Source organism: Thalassospira xianhensis MCCC 1A02616, assembly GCF_003326475.1.
In the GTDB taxonomy this organism is placed as follows: Bacteria; Pseudomonadota; Alphaproteobacteria; order Rhodospirillales; family Thalassospiraceae; genus Thalassospira; species Thalassospira xianhensis.
In genome coordinates, this window is record NZ_JPWA01000008.1 from 97,854 (window position 1) to 112,883 (window position 15,030).

The following is a 15,030-nucleotide window of genomic DNA, read 5'->3' on the forward strand; positions in this document are numbered from 1 at the left end:
GCACAGCCATTAGGACTTTGTCATCACTTTTGCTTGAAAAAGTTGTCAAAAATGGTAGCAATGTTTCGGCTCTTTTTCTGCAATGTCTTTTCCTTGTTCCCATTCTCCTGCGTATGGGTGAATAACAGGCGGGTTCCGTTATGACCAGTACCAGTGACCTTCACAAAGTTGTGGAATTTCTGGCCGACACAGTCGGTTTAAATGCGACCTTTGAAGCAGGCGTTTCTGGCTTCTGTGACGGCGTTGTTATCCGTGCAGGGTCACTTGTGGTCGATCCACAAGTTTGCGCGATCGGTGACCTTTTACATGAGGCCGGGCATGTTGCAATCACACCTGGCCGATATCGCCATTTAATGAGTGACGACCTTCGTGAAGGCCTGAAGCTCATGCTTGATGATGTGGAAAAGCTGGGGCCTGATTCAGAGGTCTTTCAGCCCGCGATGCAGTGTTCTGACCCAGAAGCTACAGCATGGGCTTGGGCCGCAGGCATGCATCTTGGCTTAAAGCCGGAAATTATCATTGAAGATGATGCCTATGGCTCCTCCGGGGCAAATGTGCGAAGTCAGTTGCTTTCAAGTGAACTGGGTCGCCCTTACGGCCGGGTTACCGGTTACCTTGGCATCCATGGTTTGGCCCATGCAGGAATGACGTCTCTGCACAATCGGGGTGGAGCGGCGATGTTTCCTGAGATGAAGCGGTGGCGGCAGATTGACTGACCTGAATAACCGGATCAGGCCAACAAGGATTACCGATTGTGTTGACAAGGATAAATCTTAAGGCTAATTTGTCATCCCATACTTGATTAAATTCTAGGCATTTGTGTGGTCATAGAAATATAGATCGCGCGTTTACAAAGGTTTACATCTAAGGGGCTTCCCCACGCATGTGGGGGTACACCGCAAAGGTTCATCATCTGACGGCAAACCTTTCAGGCTTCCCCACGCATGTGGGGGTACACCCTGGGCTGCCAGCTATGCCTCCTCCCGGTAGTTGTCTTCCCCGTGCACACGGGGGTACACCAGTCAGTTCGGGCATCCCTGCCCTTGCAGCAACGGCTTCCCCACGCATGTGGGGGTATGCCTCTCGTAGCGTTTGCCGCATCATTTATTGACCTGAGTTTTCCCCGTGACTGCGGGGCACTGCGCATACCAGTACGAGTAACCCTTTTGTTTGGATAAAGAAAATGACCTGTTCCTTGAACCGAATCAAAGCCTGGTTGAAACAAACTGAAGCGGTCGACAATGAGCTTATCTCAAGTCACGTGTCGATGGGTCAGGGTGAAAACGTAGAAACTATCGAACTTCTCAGGAGTGATTTAGAGAAGTTAGTCGCCACATGCGCAGCCCTCCAGTCAGAAAATGACGAGTACGCCCGGTATATGGCTGAGGACAATAATCGTGCGGCGTTTCGCGGCTGGCAGATTATCAACGAAAAGGTTGCTGCGTTAGTAAAGGAACGTCGAGAAGGCACCCCGTCACAGGCTTAATAATCGCTGTGCCTCTTCCAACGCCTCTTGCGGCGGCACCCCATGCGCGTGCCCAAGAATGGAAAGAACCTCTTCGGCAACAAATATCCGATTTCGCTTTTGATTGGTTTTTTCACGGAGAACCTTTTTCTCTACAAGGGCCTCAATCGCATTGTTGGCCGCAGGGTACGAGCATTCGATAAGGCCTTCAAGATACCTTGGAGTGATGAAGGGCACATTGACAAGGCGGCCTAGTGTCTTGGCAGCTGCGGAACCCTTGCGGGGCTGCACGCGCTCTCTCCACAACAGGATTTGCTTTCTTTTCCTGCTTGATGCTGTCTACCACTGCGTCGGCCAGATAATTGACAAGGTCAGCGTACTCAAGCCAGTGTTTCATCCAAGCATTCCTGCGCATGACCCGGCGGTGGCGGGTTGAAAAGCAAGGGCGGCTCAGAAGCTCCTGATTTGCCAATGCTATCAGGATCGGATTTAACCCTGATGGATTATCCTTTGACGGAGACGGAGGGCGAACGAACCAAGTACCTCTTCAGCGCGCACCACACCACATCCTGACGTCGGAGAGTATTTCTCTTGGAGCCTCTCACATAATTGAGCGCGCTTCATCGATGTAACCTTTAACAACACAATCCTTATTAAAGGTTATTGTGCCAACCTTTAATATGGATATCACTATTAAAGGTTCCGAACATCTTCCATGGATCTTCCACGGAGCCAGAAACGAAGTGTATCGCCGTGAGTGTCGTCGTTTGCGTTAGGGGATGATAGCCTGCGAAGAACGAAATCATGATGGTTGAACCGATATGGCATACAGCTCCGCAATTGTTGCAAACAAGCTTCTCAAACTGGCGGCTAAAAATGGGCGCCGGATGGATGAGCCGCAGATGATGATGTTGATATATCTTTGCCATGGTTTTCATCTTGCAGAGACAAGGGAGGCTCTGGTTTCAGAGCCGGTCATATCCTACAGATATGGCCCGGTTCTTGAACACTTGCATAGAGAGCACCTTTATCAGCTCAGGGGAACTGCGATTTCGAAGCTTCTTCCGGTTTCCTTGAATGATGAAGAACTTAGTTTCAAAGCAGAGAAACTGATTGAGAATGTTTTCGAGTTCGTCAGTTTTGCCGACAGTGTCACGCTATCGACGCTTTTCAATATTGATGATGGCCCAGCCTCCACACTTTTTGACGTCAAGCCGGGAACAGTGGTTTCCGATGAGGATATAAGACTGTTCTTTCGAGAGTTCGAGAATTGGGAAATCGAGATTCCCGGTTTCAATAATGAAGATGACCTTCACGCCTTGCAAAAGGCGCACGAAGAGGGTTTCAACGAAGCAATTTCCGAGACAAAGAAGGTCCAGGTCCATTTGAAAGAAAGACTACGGATTCTGAAGCGAACCGGTGCCGCCCAAAAGGTCCAGTTGATGCAGAAGCGCGTGGAGCTTTATCGCGATAGCCTGGAGGCTCTTAATGCAAAGCTCGTCAGTCTCAAGAAAGAACCGCGCACAACGCTTCTTCCTCTTGGTACTGAGGTTGTCTTCACCGATAGCAAAGAGGAGAGCGACTACCTTCCAGCCGCGGGTACACCTGGGTTAATCGTGGGATATTTTCCGCAATCTCTGCACCCGCATACCGTTCTGATTGATGATCCTGAAGTTCCCGGTGCAAAAACCGTGGTGACCACAAACGCCGGTTCAGTCATAGAAACTGCTGTCGATAATCCTGGGCCGCGTCTTAAAACCTATGCTTACCGTCCAACACATTCCAGGACGGAAGACGATGGCAACGGATACGGCCTGGAAATCATGGCGCTAAAATCCAATGACAACACGTTAATCTTCGGCTCTCCCCGCAACAGGGAAATGCATGCGCCCATTGCGTTTTCCTCCGAAATATTACTTCTTGGTATCATCCCGTACTCGCGCGCGGCCGATGTATTGTCGCAGTGTGGTTTCCAGCCGGTTGATCGACATCATGCAGCCGATGGACCAATCATCAGCTACCAAAAGGATAAAGGTCCGAGGGGTGGCCCTTGGGGCGGGATGTAGGGTCTAGGTTAGCCCGAGCGACGAAAATCCCTTGTTCACCATGCATAACTTTCCGATACAGTCCGTTAAGTCGGACCTGAATTTCTATAGGAGCGCCCCATGTCATTTGTCACCATCAAGATTAAACAGGCATTATCGGATCTGACCACAGCACTGGAACCCTACGGCTTCAAAGCTGAACACAGTCCGGCCGAAGACGAGAGTGTCGATGACGAAATTGTGGTGAAGGCGCTATCGTCGGCCGCTAGCGCCAGCTACACAGAAACGACCCTCTCTGTTCAGGTTTTCACGATGGATGGTGCATTCGTCCTGAATGAATTCGGGTATTCAACACCGGGCGATCAGGACAGCTTCTATATGGCGACCTTGGGTGAATATGCCTTCGACGACACGGAGGGCTTAAAAGGAGCTGTCGTTGCCTGGGTAGAAAGCCGGTTGGAGCCAGTTTCCCAGCCGGACGCACCCATGGCACCATAGAACAGGACGAGCAGCCGAACCACCATCGACTGCTCGTACCTGACGCCTGAATGTGATGAGTTACATTCGTGGCGCTGGGCGCCTAATGGCTTCGGCGTCCAGTGCCGTTGCTTTGTTGATCGGGGTGAAATTCATGGCTTCCCGGATCTCTTCAAAGTCTTTTGCCAGCCCAATGCAATGAACACCCCTCTCTCCGTTTGCGCTGGCGACCGTAACCGCTCCGTGAGCCAGTACGATAACGCGGCCGTCGGCCTGTAGCGCCATCACGGTATTCAACATCCCGTCCTGGTATGCATGCGCTGGTCCTGAGCGGGTATGTGTCTTGACATAATGGTACCCATCGAAGACTTCCCCACCTTCCATTGTCGACTTCCCGACCGGAACCAGATCATCGTAGCTGAAATCGGAAAAGTGAGGTTCATCCGTGACGACAACATGGCGTCCATTGCGGTTCTGATAGTCATGCAGCGGGGTAAGCACCAAAGGCTCTGGGGCGGACGGATTATGACCAACAATTACACAACGTGTACCATCAACCGGGCGTGTGTCGCCGAACAGGGCTGGAACACCAAGCACATCGTTAGGCCGGGATGCATCCCCGACATTGACTGTGACGATTGTCCCAATCGGAGGCAGCACCCAGAAAGGGTTGGTCACCAGATTCGCCATTTCCTGAGCCAGTGATGCAATATCCAAAGCGTCTCTTTGAATATCGTACCCGGCGTAGTCGGGTAGCTGGCCTTCAAGCATCATGCTCGACATCTGAGTCATTTTTTCAGCGATTTTGTTTTGCAGGTCATTCATACGTATCCGGCGAATTCGTTCAAACCAGCTGCCCGGTTGGACAATCTTTTCATCTGTATCGGAGGCATTATGCGAAGGCATGTCATTTCCTTTCCATGGTGATTAAGGAAAGAATATACAGAGGAAAGGAAAACATCTAGAAAAAGTCGCAAGCCCCATGTTTCGGAGGCCCCCGATATCAGTCAAAACATGCCTTGTGAAGTATCTGAATTATCCGCTACCTTCTGTAACTAACTTCGCCGCCAGAGGAGGATAGAGGGCGTGCAACGAGACGTGGAACTGATACGGAGCTTGATGCTTGAGATAGAGGGCGGACGAGCTGATTTCGTTTGCCTTAGCAGTGAAGAATGTGAAATCCTCGGCATCGAGGATACAGAGCTTTCGCAAAATCGCGCCCGACAACTATCACATCATATTCAGCTTCTGTCCGAACGGAACCTTGTCATGTTTGCACGTACTGGCACACACTGGCATGTTGAGCGCATCCTTTGGGATGGTCATGACTTTCTTGATAGCGTGCGAGACGAAGAGGTTTGGAATAAGACCAGGGCGGGAGTACGGAAAGCCGGAGTGTTTACGTTCGATTTTCTGGTCGACGTTGCCAAAGGCTTCGCGAAAACGCAGCTCGAGAAACACACTGGTATCGAACTCTCAAAATAAAAGCGGGACCGACCAGCGACGGCCTAATTCGGTGCCGGTGCCGCGGCTAGGCGGTTTGACATCAATTCTTCCGGGGTCAGGAAGTCGCCACCTGACACCCATTCAATGCCCTTGGGTAGAATTGATTCCTCCGCGATTTCGCCTGCCTCAAGGCGTAAAGACATTGTGTCGGCGGTATAGCGGGAGATTACGGAGCACTTGGACGGCTGAAGAAGTACGCAAGGATCAATATCCTCGCAGCCTTCAACGACGACTGCATCAATGCCAGATTTAATCATTGAAGAACGGATTGCCGAGAAATCCTTGTGGGTCAAAACTCTTTCACCGTCGACCATCCCCAGGTATTCAGATGTCCCGAGCAAACAGGTAATGCGATTAACGGGAACACTGATTTCGTAGACGACCGGAAGCTTTTGTGTAATTCGACCAAGGTTTTCGGCATATTCAATCGCCACCCATCGGGAAAAAGATGTGTGCAAGCCCAAGGCCGAGTTCGCATCCCCACCCTTTCCAATAAGCTCATCATTAAACAGCCCTTCCAAACTTTCTCCAGGCTCTATTTCCATGGAAACAGATCCGTGAAAGACCGTGAGGTGTTTTGTCATCGTTAATTGCCTCCTCAGGGGGAACTCGACATGGTTAAAGCCCGCGTGATGTCAGTTGAGCTCTGTAGCGAAGCCGGAACTGCTTGCTTGCAGCCCGACTCTCACTTCGCGAGCGCCTGTTCCCGTGACGACAACCGACGAAGAAAAGTCCGCGTTTCCGGAACCGGTTAGCTGAATACCAACATTACAGCTTTCTCCGGCCGCCAGGACAAATCCGCACGGTTTTTCCGTAGGTGAGCAAACACCGAACTTGTCAGAATCCCCACCTTCGACAAAGGAGACCAAGTTGGTGACTGTACCGTCGCCCGCCGCTGTAACCTTCGCATCAACACACGCTCCCGGGGACACGCCGTCCGTGATGTCAAGTCGAGATGTGTCAACACTTACCGATAGCTTGATGCCGGACGAGACACCTTCGGAGGCAGTGTAAACAGAGCCCATGGTGTAGTGGATGCCGTATTCCTGAGCCTGAACTGAACATGCTGTGGCAGCGATAATTCCAAGCGCGAGAAACGATGTTTCGAGGAATTTCATGGCAATGTCCCATCCGAAGTAGCGGGTAGCCCACAAAAGGGGCCAGGTTTTAAAGAATTCAACTCTCACGGATGGAAAGACACCAGCATTAGAAAGCCTTTTCAGAGCCAACTGGCCTACCTTCAGCCGAAGCCGACTGGTAGGCCCCATTCCATTCAGGCACCTCATTAATCGGCCGAACCAATGTATGCTCGCCGATTAGAAGCTTCCTTGCATTCCGGGACCGCGGATTGAAGATTTCCCGCTCCCCTGTCCCACGCAATTCGTGGAATGACAGTTCTACCCCGCTCGGCCGGAGATATGGGTCAAAGGCGATGGCATTTGGGAGGCTCGTATCTGGATTGGAAACCAAATCGCATTCCGTTTGCGTCTCGAAGATGAAGATGCGTTCTCCGTCGTTCAAGCCCATGGTCGACTGCCACACGATTTCGTGCGGTTGTCCGTCAGACAGAATGGCTCCCAGGACCTTTCGGTAGCTCCATTTGATGTCGACGACTTCCTTGCCATCTATCAGAAGAATACTGTCCTCCACAATCCGCCCAGCACCGGCGGCAATTGCCTTGTAGATAGCAATCTCCACAGGAGGGCCGTCGATCTCAGGAAGGTCGAGACCCTGCTCGATTCCCAGTGGCCACTTGATCGTTTTTAGCTCATCGATTTTGTGTCTGTTCGACGTAACAAAGCGATAATTGCCAATATTCTCCAGCCATGCAGTCACGGTTGCTGCCGGTTGGTTGCCATTCTCTTTCATGTTGCGTCCCTAAAGAAAAGATATGTCGAAAGGATAACATAGAACGTTTTGCTTCGTAACGAGAAACTAACAGATGGAGGTAAAACTCAAAATACAGTTGACCGATCGCACTTGAAAGTCACTTCCTTGGCCAAGGAAATCCTATCTACTGCGGAAGCCATACAGAACTTGCACACATGAATCCGTCGCTCGCAGAAAGCGCGCAATCACTAGGCCGCGGAGGATGAAGGATGACATCTTCAGCAAGCCATATCAGCCTACTAATCCTTAGTTAGTTCGCGACTTTAGTGGCTGTGAGCTTCCTGCGGCACGGCAAAATACTGCCTGCCATCGTCCAACGGTAAAGACACCAAACAAAATTGGTCCAATTTTCCTTGACACGTCAAACATTTTTCTTTCTATCTTTGCGAAGGTTGCACCACGTGGATTGGATTCAAAATATGAAATTCGACAAATTGTATCGTAAATTGCGCTCGAGCTTTACTATGCCTCTGGCATTCTCTGACGACTTTAAGAGTATTGCTCCTCAGTTGGGTGAGGCCGACGCTCTCAGCATGTTGGCTGTAGTTTTCGAAACAAGTGTTTATAACCTCAAACTTCTACTGGAAAACAAAACGCCCATTCCATCTGCACATCACTGGACTTGTTTGAAGCCAAAGCAGGATCTCATTGATCCTTATTGGGGACATCTCGGAATCAAGTTGCGTACCGGTGACGGCGTTACGCATTGGTATCCCATTACGTGGTCTACTCGCGAGTATATTATGGGGAAACTTGATACATTCGGGGAGATGCAAAATCAATGGCTCCAGGTTCAGACTCTTAACAATAAGGCATTGGTTTTTGACCCGCTACTCGTTGAGCGTATCTGGCTTTTGGATGAAGCTTCCCAAGATAGTGAGACAAGTCCCTCCACCGAGGACTGGTTCCCATCTCCAGAGGCACAAGGGCTGTATGAGAGTGCGCTTAGTCTTCACAGGGATGAGGAACTGGAAGGTGACGGCGTCTTGCGGGGATTTGTGCAGTCTTTTCTTGAAGATAAGGGCATTCATATCGACGACATTGAAGGCAAATTCCGTACCACGGTGGTACACACCAAAGAGGGATGTAAGATCGAGAGCGTGACAATGGCGGAATGTGCGCACGAGACGTACACTTACCTTAGCGGACGGTCGATCATGCGCCTGCAAAGCGACCATGGTGAATACCATTCATTCGTTCCCAGAGATGCTATTGTTCTTGTCGAGCTACCTCTGTGCGATGTTCATGCCATTGAGGATGAGCTGGCAAAAGAGTTTGTTTGAGCTCGGCAGAACAAGCGAAAGATAGACTAATTCATGGATGTTCATGGCAAGCACCTCTTAGTAATGCCTCAAGATATGCGCTCCAGTTCTGTTTCGTATGAATCCATTAGGACTATTTCCTGATTTGCCGGTATGCTCTCCTTGAAACATTTTGCATAAATCTTTGCCCCATAAACAGACCCTAACTCGGAGTTTTGCTCTGTATATGGGGCATTGGTGCGACGAATAAATGCTGTTTTCGAACCGGAGCTATATCGCATAAAGGCTAATCATGAATGTAAAAACCGAGCTTGAACAGCGCTATGCTACCGAAGAGGAAATCGGCGTCTATTACGCGTGTATGTCAACTGAAAAACGCCAGGAGCTCATGACGCCTGAAGAGCGCGCGAAGGCAGACATCATAGCTTATTTGCCCAGCGGTGAGCCAATGGGGACGTGTACCAATTGCGCACGCGTTGTTGCCAGCGATTACCCTGGTCGTGCAGATATCTATGGTTTCCTTTGCGAACAGAACCCAGAGTGCACGGATGACGAGATTCAGTGTGTAGGCGGTCACGATTTTTGTGTGGTGGATCGCCGCTATGTCGTGGACTTGTGGATTAGCCTGTATACGGGACTAGAGAGTCAAGTCGTATTCGATCTGCAAGATCCGGCCGACCGCGACAAAATAACCCAATATTTCGGGAACCCACAAAACTGGGCTGTGATTGTAGATAACTGTTTTGTCTATCCCACCGAAAGCAACTACCCAGAAGAGAAGCGTTTAGAGCTGGAAGAACTGCCGGTGTTCAATTCGATGGCTCCGGTTTAACTATAATCTTGCCATCCACACGCCAAGCCGTGGTGAGTTTTCGACGTGACAGGTTTACCACGAAGGATTTACGACAGGAACACAAGGAATACGACATGAGCAACCTCGATGACGTCTGGTCTGGCTGTTCCCCGGAGGAGCTGTCGGAGTTTGCCGGGCGCTGGGAAGATATGGTGACCAGCACACAGCCTGAAGAACTCGACTGGCTCTACATCGCCAAACTGCCGGTCGCCGCACTGTGGTCTAAGGAAGATGCCGAAGAGTACTGGAAGGAGCAGTCTCTAGAAGCCGCGGAAAATGGTATGCCTGGCATGTGGGATGCCTTACTTGACGAGCCGGTCTTCGAGCCAATCGTTGTCGGATTTTATGGCCGTCACGAAAATGGTCATGACAGCTTCAGTATTTGGGATGGCAGCCACCGTTCTGCGGCATACGCTATAACAGACCGACCGAACATCTCGGCAGTCGTCGGCATTACAAAGAATTTAGATCTGGACGAACTGCCAGGTCTCATTCGTCCCGTTGTCGCCGCGCGGCGGGAGGAGTTGAATAACTGTGCGCTGCCCCCGACATGCCGCTAAAGACCCGAACTCTCTAGCCCTGTTCTCAGGCCGACAAGTCTCGGTAGATAATTGGTTGATGCCACAGTTCCCGTTGCTGGACCATATTACGGCTGGCGTTCACTGAAGTATGAACTATGCTATTTAAATGACATTTTTTAACAGGAAAACTGTCCGTGAAGACATACATTAAGGCATTGCTCATGGGGCTCGTGGTCATAACACTCAGTGTTGCAGTGATTGCTGTACAAGCCAGGGCCGTCACCCAGAACATACGTGATGTCTCTGTGCAGGAAGTCACCGCTTGGCACGCGGAACACAAAGCACGAAATCTGAAGGCCAAAGAGATCGTTATGGATTGTCTGGCAAACCCGAAGTCGAGAGGTCTCTTTCAAACCAGGGACGATAATCTGGAAGCTCTAACGAGATGTCTCTACCAGCTCAAAAAAGTTGCGCCGGTGTCGCTATCAGAATTCACCTCTCTCATCCAACGGGTGCATGCTGCCCGGCAAAGAGTGGAGATACCGGCACCGCTTTCGTGGTTCCTTTAAGTGTTATATCCTTCAGCAGGAAATGACTATGGTGAACACACCGCCAACCAAAACCGCGCTTATTAAAGCCTTTGTCCATCAAGAGGTCCACTTGGCCAAGCAGACGGTGCGTGGATTGAACCAGAAGCCAGCAAAGCAAGTTGCATCGGCTGAGGACATCCTCCGGTCTGCCCCCACCTCACAAACCCGGCCTTGCCCGATGAATTGCAAGCAGGAGGTGGGATAAAAAGCCCATGTCTTCTCAGTTTCAATCATGGGCTGAAAAATTCGAGGATTTCCTTGTCAGTTTTGAAGACTATCTCAAGGAGTTCCCCGCATTTGGCTGGCATGAAAAGTACTTGAACCGGTACCGGGATAGCTGTCCATTGGTGCAGGCAGGCGAAAGGGGTAATGAGCCTGGGCAGCCGTTCTTTATGCTAGATACCAGCATCATGCTATTACTTGATGGTCGCCAACGTCTCAGTGAGAACCAGCGCAAGGTGCGCAAAAATCTCCTGTTCAAATGGGAGGGATTGCGCCGGTCGGTGAGTGCGGAAGGCAGAGAAGCACCGATGGGACTTTCTTACTGGAGTGGCGTTAAGAAACCATCCGACTGAAATGTCTTGCTGGGGAACAGCGTCCAAAAGGACCTCTTGTCGCAAGCGTGCGAACAGACGATACTGGCTTAACGACTATCGGTTATTCGGGCGCTTTGGCTTGAATGGAAGGGAATTGGGTCCGTGTTTTATCGTGCTGGCAATAAATCGGTGGAGAGAGCCTTATCGCGCTTTCGCGACGCGTCCGAGCAATACGCGCCGACCCGTTTGAATGTCAAAAGCTCATCCAATGTAGACCGGATTGTGCTTGCCAGTGTCAATGTACCGTTTCCGCGAATCATCAGCATTCCAACCATAGTCAGAACATTTCAGTCGGGCATCGTTGAAAAGCATTGGCTTGGTCATTTGCAACGATTTCTGGAAGAATTGCCAGACAGGATCAAGAAAGAGTTCTACTGGAAGCATGACATCACGCAGCAACAGATTTCGCACGTGGAAAAATTGCTGAGACCAGATAGTCAAGCTACCAATGAGATTGGAGGTCCGCACCATGACCCAGTTTCCCATTCACGACGGACCCCATAACGACGACTGGAAGTCCCTGCTCCCAACCGCTATTGCGGTAATCAAGGCGGTCGAGGAAAAGACCGGTAGGTCGTTTGATTTCACGATCGGGGGTGGCTCGATGCTGCTCCGCAGATACGGACATCGCAAATCACGGGATTTGGATCTCTTTTCCGAAGACATCGGGTTGGTTCGGCAGTGTTCCCCGCGTTTCAACGACACGGCAGAAGAGCTCTGCCCTGATTACAGTGAAGAGGCGACGGCCGTAAAGCTCATTGTCGGAATGCAGGAAATCGACTTCATCGCGAGCACAGCCGTTGTGCAGAAGGACGCCTTTGAGAACGTGAAATTGATGGGGCATGATGTCGTCATTGAGCGCCCGCGGGAAATCCTAGCCAAAAAGATTGCCTATCGAGGTAGCAACTTTCAACCTCGAGACGTTTTTGACCTGGCGGCTGTGCTTGTCGCTGAGCCCGAAGAGGTGGCCGCTATCGGGCCGTGGCTCTCTTACAATCAAGTCACTACCGTCCAGAAGCGACTGTTGGAGATTCAGCCTACACTGCAAGATGAACTGAACCAAAAGGTCGAAGCTCTTCCAGACTTTCGCGGTGTGGAGAAAGATTGCCTCGAATTGGTTACCGGCCTGATGAACGAATGGGAGAATGCCTTTCGACCGAAGGTAGACATTCCACCATATTCAGAAGAAACACATTTCCTCGTCTATAGCCGGACAGGAGATTCTGTGATGGTTAAGAACCTGGAAACCAAGAAAATAGACAACCCATTTGGGCCTGCCTTCGTCTCGCCTGAAGGTGAGCGGTATTTCCGCAATGGCGAGACCATTTCAGAACAGGAATGGCGTCAGACGGTCAAACCTGACAGTTCACCGCGATCAGATATCTGATGTCGGCGAAGGGGCAGAAGTTTATCTTGAATCAGCGTTGGTTTGAGCATCTTGCTCCAAGAGAGCTTCATGCTCATTTCCCACACTTCGACCATCTTTTTCGCGTATTTCTCGGCAGGCACAAGGAGTTTGGCCTGAAGCTAGACATGCATGGAATAGCAGGCGTTCCTCTTAAGGTTAAAGTTGGTGACCCCGAACCAACAATTCATTTTGTCGCCATCAAAAATTCGGAAAAATGGACGCGATTTTATATCCCTCCTGGTCCTATTTCTGCTGTCCCGGACGATGCCCGCGTATCAACGATGGGGCAGAGTGTCGATATTGCCGAGCATGGGTATGTTTTTCTTCACCCGATATTGCGTTTTGAAGTGGTTACCGACCCATACATGGCTAGGCAAGCGTTGAGTATGGAGAACATTCAAGCCGCACTCACAGACCAAGCTGCACCGCCATACGAAATTGGAGCGATCCAAACACCAAGCCAAATTTTTTCGACAAAGCTTGAGTATCTGGTCACAACTAAGCGGGTTCACGGAAACAACTCTCAGCTACCTCGATATGTTCTGTATGAACACATGTTTGGCAACGAACATGAATATCCGTTCAATGGCCTGTTCTATGTTGGAATCACAAGGAGAAGCTGGAGAAAGCGATGGGCTGAACATAAAGCTGCTATTGCCCGCGGTTCCAGACTGAAGTTTCATCAAGCATTCAGAGAGCGCCGAAACGGTGGTCGTCTCACCCATGTCCATCACCACGTCTTGGCTGTGCTGGATGACCTTGATACGCTCTATCAAGCGGAGCGAGCTATTGTTGCCGGTCATTGGCACGATACACGATTGCTAAATATGATACCTGGCGGCCACGATGGCCTTCGCTATTTGCGCCGGAGAAAAATCGTTAGCGAAGAAAGTGCCCTGTCTCCAGAAGAGCGCGAACGAACCCTCGAAAACTGGATGCAAAACCGCCCTATCGCGAAGGCATTGAATGAGCGGTGGCTTGACCCTGATTGGGCCGCTGCCGTTGTTTGTGCGCCAGCGAACCGATTTTCGATTGAGGATGTGTGCACAATCAGAGAGCTTTCGGCAACCGGCCTACCCCTTTCCGAAATCGCCTCTCGTATCGGCTGTGACAACTTAACCCGGGTGCGCAAGGTAATAGCCGGTCAGTCGTATCAACGAGTGAAATTACGTTAGCTGACTTCTTCCATCAAACAATAAAGCGCTCCCAATGGGAACGCTTTATGAAAACCGTAAGCCAAAGGCTGTGGTTTGATAGTTATGTTTCACACCAATAATCACTAAACTTCCATGCGTCAGCTGTCAAACGACAAAACGCCCCAAAAAGGGGCGTTTGACGAAACCGCAGACCGAGGTCAGGGTTTGATAGTGCTCTTCACAAGGCAACTAATATTCTTCGAAGGTTGCAGTTTGTCAACCTTCGCCACTGACTACCAATATAGACCCCGAATTTACGGATACCCTCTCCGGACAAATGCCACCGGTCTCTTGCCAAGAGTTCTGCTCCAATGGTTCGAAAGCACAGACGCCAAGTCTAATTTGGCACTACTATTTTTGCGGAGCAGATTCCAAGATGGCCAAACTGACCAAACAGCAAGCCAAGCTCCATGCTCAAGCATGTGAGATTCTCCAACAGGATGTTCTTTCCCTGCCCGAAAGGGAATTCGTGCTAGAGCACTGGAGGGAAGATGCAAACCACGTGAACAGTCCGGCGGGTGCCTTCATGACACCTTTCGAGCTTGCAAACAGCTTTGCATATGCTTGCTCCATGGATGAGCCGGGACGATATATCGACCTGTGCGCCGGGATTGGGGCTTTAAGCTTCCACCTCCATCAATATACTCTGAGAAACTCAGGGGAAACTGAATATGTCTGTGTTGAAATCAACCCGGACTATGCGGAAGTTGGACGAAAGATCCTCCCCGAAGCAACCTGGATAGTTGCCGACGTTTTCGATATCCCTAACATGGACCTGGGTCGCTTCGATGTGGCTATCGGGAACCCACCCTTCGGCCGTATCAACAGAAATGGGAAGTCGGGTCCAAACTATAATGGTCCCCAATTCGAATACCATGTCATTGATATCGCGTCTCAGATCGCAGACGACGGCTACTTCATCATCCCGCAGGAAAGCGCCCCGTTCCGTTTCAGTGGGCGCCAGAGCTTCAAAGAAGAAACGACGCCGAAACATGACAAATTCCTTTCTGAGACAGGCTTCCAGATGTCCTGCGTCAGCATCGACACTTCCTTTGCTCGAAACATGTGGAGAGGGACTAGCCCCGCTGTCGAAATCGTTGCTATCAAATTTCCAGAGCCGCGTCTGACCCATGAACCGGTGCCCGCAATGGTGATGTGAAGGAGTCATCTTGCATCACGGCAGAGGAAAGCCCGGTTCAACCCAGATGTGGGTTCCACCAA

General features: G+C 50.6%; 19 protein-coding genes. 14 read left to right on the forward strand and 5 right to left on the reverse strand.

Annotation, left to right across the window (positions count from 1 at the left end):
* The first annotated feature begins 140 nt into the window (after nucleotides 1–140).
* Nucleotides 141–716 carry a hypothetical protein gene (locus TH5_RS08815; protein WP_114121546.1) on the forward strand — a complete coding sequence of 192 codons (576 nt, stop codon included), beginning with the start codon at nucleotides 141–143 and terminating at the stop codon, nucleotides 714–716.
* A 467-nt stretch (nucleotides 717–1,183) separates the two neighbouring features.
* Entirely contained in the window at nucleotides 1,184–1,486 is a 303-nt protein-coding gene (locus tag TH5_RS08820) for a hypothetical protein (protein ID WP_114121547.1), read from the forward strand.
* Here the strand turns inward: TH5_RS08820 and TH5_RS25295 are convergent.
* On the reverse strand, nucleotides 1,475–1,756 hold the full coding sequence (locus TH5_RS25295; protein WP_147250078.1) for a hypothetical protein: 282 nt from the start codon (nucleotides 1,754–1,756) through the stop codon (nucleotides 1,475–1,477). The genes TH5_RS08820 and TH5_RS25295 overlap by 12 nt on opposite strands.
* 530 nt (nucleotides 1,757–2,286) lie before the next feature.
* On the opposite strand from TH5_RS25295, the gene TH5_RS08830 reads away from it, so the two are divergent.
* Both TH5_RS08830 and TH5_RS08835 read left to right on the forward strand, forming a co-directional pair.
* A complete protein-coding gene (locus TH5_RS08830) occupies nucleotides 2,287–3,531 on the forward strand; it encodes a Panacea domain-containing protein (protein ID WP_114121549.1) in 1,245 nt (414 codons plus the stop codon).
* Nucleotides 3,532–3,630: 99 nt separating this feature from the next.
* On the forward strand, nucleotides 3,631–4,008 hold the full coding sequence (locus TH5_RS08835) for a hypothetical protein (RefSeq protein ID WP_114121550.1): 378 nt from the start codon (nucleotides 3,631–3,633) through the stop codon (nucleotides 4,006–4,008).
* Between the two features lie 60 nt (nucleotides 4,009–4,068).
* Here TH5_RS08835 and TH5_RS08840 read toward each other — a convergent pair whose 3' ends face one another.
* Nucleotides 4,069–4,893 (reverse strand): hypothetical protein, encoded by an 825-nt coding sequence (locus TH5_RS08840; RefSeq protein ID WP_114121551.1) that lies wholly within the window; start codon nucleotides 4,891–4,893, stop codon nucleotides 4,069–4,071.
* 192 nt (nucleotides 4,894–5,085) lie between these two features.
* Here TH5_RS08840 and TH5_RS08845 point away from each other — a divergent pair, with 192 nt between their 5' ends.
* On the forward strand, nucleotides 5,086–5,472 hold the full coding sequence (locus tag TH5_RS08845) for a DUF2513 domain-containing protein (protein ID WP_279627756.1): 387 nt from the start codon (nucleotides 5,086–5,088) through the stop codon (nucleotides 5,470–5,472).
* A gap of 23 nt (nucleotides 5,473–5,495) precedes the next feature.
* Here the strand turns inward: TH5_RS08845 and TH5_RS08850 are convergent, their stop codons facing one another.
* The 3 genes from TH5_RS08850 to TH5_RS08860 all read right to left on the reverse strand — a co-directional run bounded on the left by TH5_RS08850 (nucleotide 5,496) and on the right by TH5_RS08860 (nucleotide 7,362).
* Nucleotides 5,496–6,077: a hypothetical protein gene (locus TH5_RS08850; RefSeq protein WP_147250080.1), complete on the reverse strand. Its 582-nt coding sequence runs from the start codon at nucleotides 6,075–6,077 to the stop codon at nucleotides 5,496–5,498.
* Nucleotides 6,078–6,128: 51 nt separating this feature from the next.
* Nucleotides 6,129–6,611: a hypothetical protein gene (locus TH5_RS08855; protein ID WP_147250081.1), complete on the reverse strand. Its 483-nt coding sequence runs from the start codon at nucleotides 6,609–6,611 to the stop codon at nucleotides 6,129–6,131.
* Nucleotides 6,612–6,699: 88 nt separating this feature from the next.
* Nucleotides 6,700–7,362 (reverse strand): non-canonical purine NTP pyrophosphatase, encoded by a 663-nt coding sequence (locus TH5_RS08860; RefSeq protein WP_114121555.1) that lies wholly within the window; start codon nucleotides 7,360–7,362, stop codon nucleotides 6,700–6,702.
* Nucleotides 7,363–7,784: 422 nt separating this feature from the next.
* Between TH5_RS08860 and TH5_RS08865 the strand changes: the two genes are divergently transcribed.
* The 9 genes from TH5_RS08865 to TH5_RS08910 all read left to right on the forward strand — a co-directional run bounded on the left by TH5_RS08865 (nucleotide 7,785) and on the right by TH5_RS08910 (nucleotide 14,968).
* Entirely contained in the window at nucleotides 7,785–8,666 is an 882-nt protein-coding gene (locus TH5_RS08865; protein ID WP_147250082.1) for a hypothetical protein, read from the forward strand.
* 271 nt (nucleotides 8,667–8,937) lie between these two features.
* Nucleotides 8,938–9,477, forward strand: a complete 540-nt coding sequence (locus TH5_RS08870; RefSeq protein WP_114121557.1) for a hypothetical protein — start codon at nucleotides 8,938–8,940, stop codon at nucleotides 9,475–9,477.
* 95 nt (nucleotides 9,478–9,572) lie between these two features.
* On the forward strand, nucleotides 9,573–10,058 hold the full coding sequence (locus tag TH5_RS08875) for a hypothetical protein (RefSeq protein ID WP_114121558.1): 486 nt from the start codon (nucleotides 9,573–9,575) through the stop codon (nucleotides 10,056–10,058).
* 155 nt (nucleotides 10,059–10,213) lie between these two features.
* On the forward strand, nucleotides 10,214–10,588 hold the full coding sequence (locus TH5_RS08880) for a hypothetical protein (RefSeq protein ID WP_114121559.1): 375 nt from the start codon (nucleotides 10,214–10,216) through the stop codon (nucleotides 10,586–10,588).
* A gap of 233 nt (nucleotides 10,589–10,821) precedes the next feature.
* The gene (locus TH5_RS08890) at nucleotides 10,822–11,184 is read left to right on the forward strand and encodes a hypothetical protein (RefSeq protein ID WP_114121561.1); all 363 of its coding nucleotides are present in this window, start codon (nucleotides 10,822–10,824) and stop codon (nucleotides 11,182–11,184) included.
* 123 nt (nucleotides 11,185–11,307) lie between these two features.
* Nucleotides 11,308–11,709, forward strand: a complete 402-nt coding sequence (locus tag TH5_RS25300; RefSeq protein ID WP_147250083.1) for a hypothetical protein — start codon at nucleotides 11,308–11,310, stop codon at nucleotides 11,707–11,709.
* On the forward strand, nucleotides 11,675–12,592 hold the full coding sequence (locus TH5_RS08900; RefSeq protein ID WP_114121563.1) for a nucleotidyl transferase AbiEii/AbiGii toxin family protein: 918 nt from the start codon (nucleotides 11,675–11,677) through the stop codon (nucleotides 12,590–12,592). The genes TH5_RS25300 and TH5_RS08900 overlap by 35 nt, the downstream gene beginning before the upstream one ends.
* Nucleotides 12,592–13,788, forward strand: a complete 1,197-nt coding sequence (locus TH5_RS08905) for a GIY-YIG nuclease family protein (protein ID WP_114121564.1) — start codon at nucleotides 12,592–12,594, stop codon at nucleotides 13,786–13,788. The genes TH5_RS08900 and TH5_RS08905 overlap by 1 nt, the downstream gene beginning before the upstream one ends.
* Nucleotides 13,789–14,185: 397 nt before the next feature.
* Nucleotides 14,186–14,968, forward strand: a complete 783-nt coding sequence (locus TH5_RS08910; RefSeq protein WP_114121565.1) for a class I SAM-dependent methyltransferase — start codon at nucleotides 14,186–14,188, stop codon at nucleotides 14,966–14,968.
* Nucleotides 14,969–15,030 lie beyond the last annotated feature (62 nt).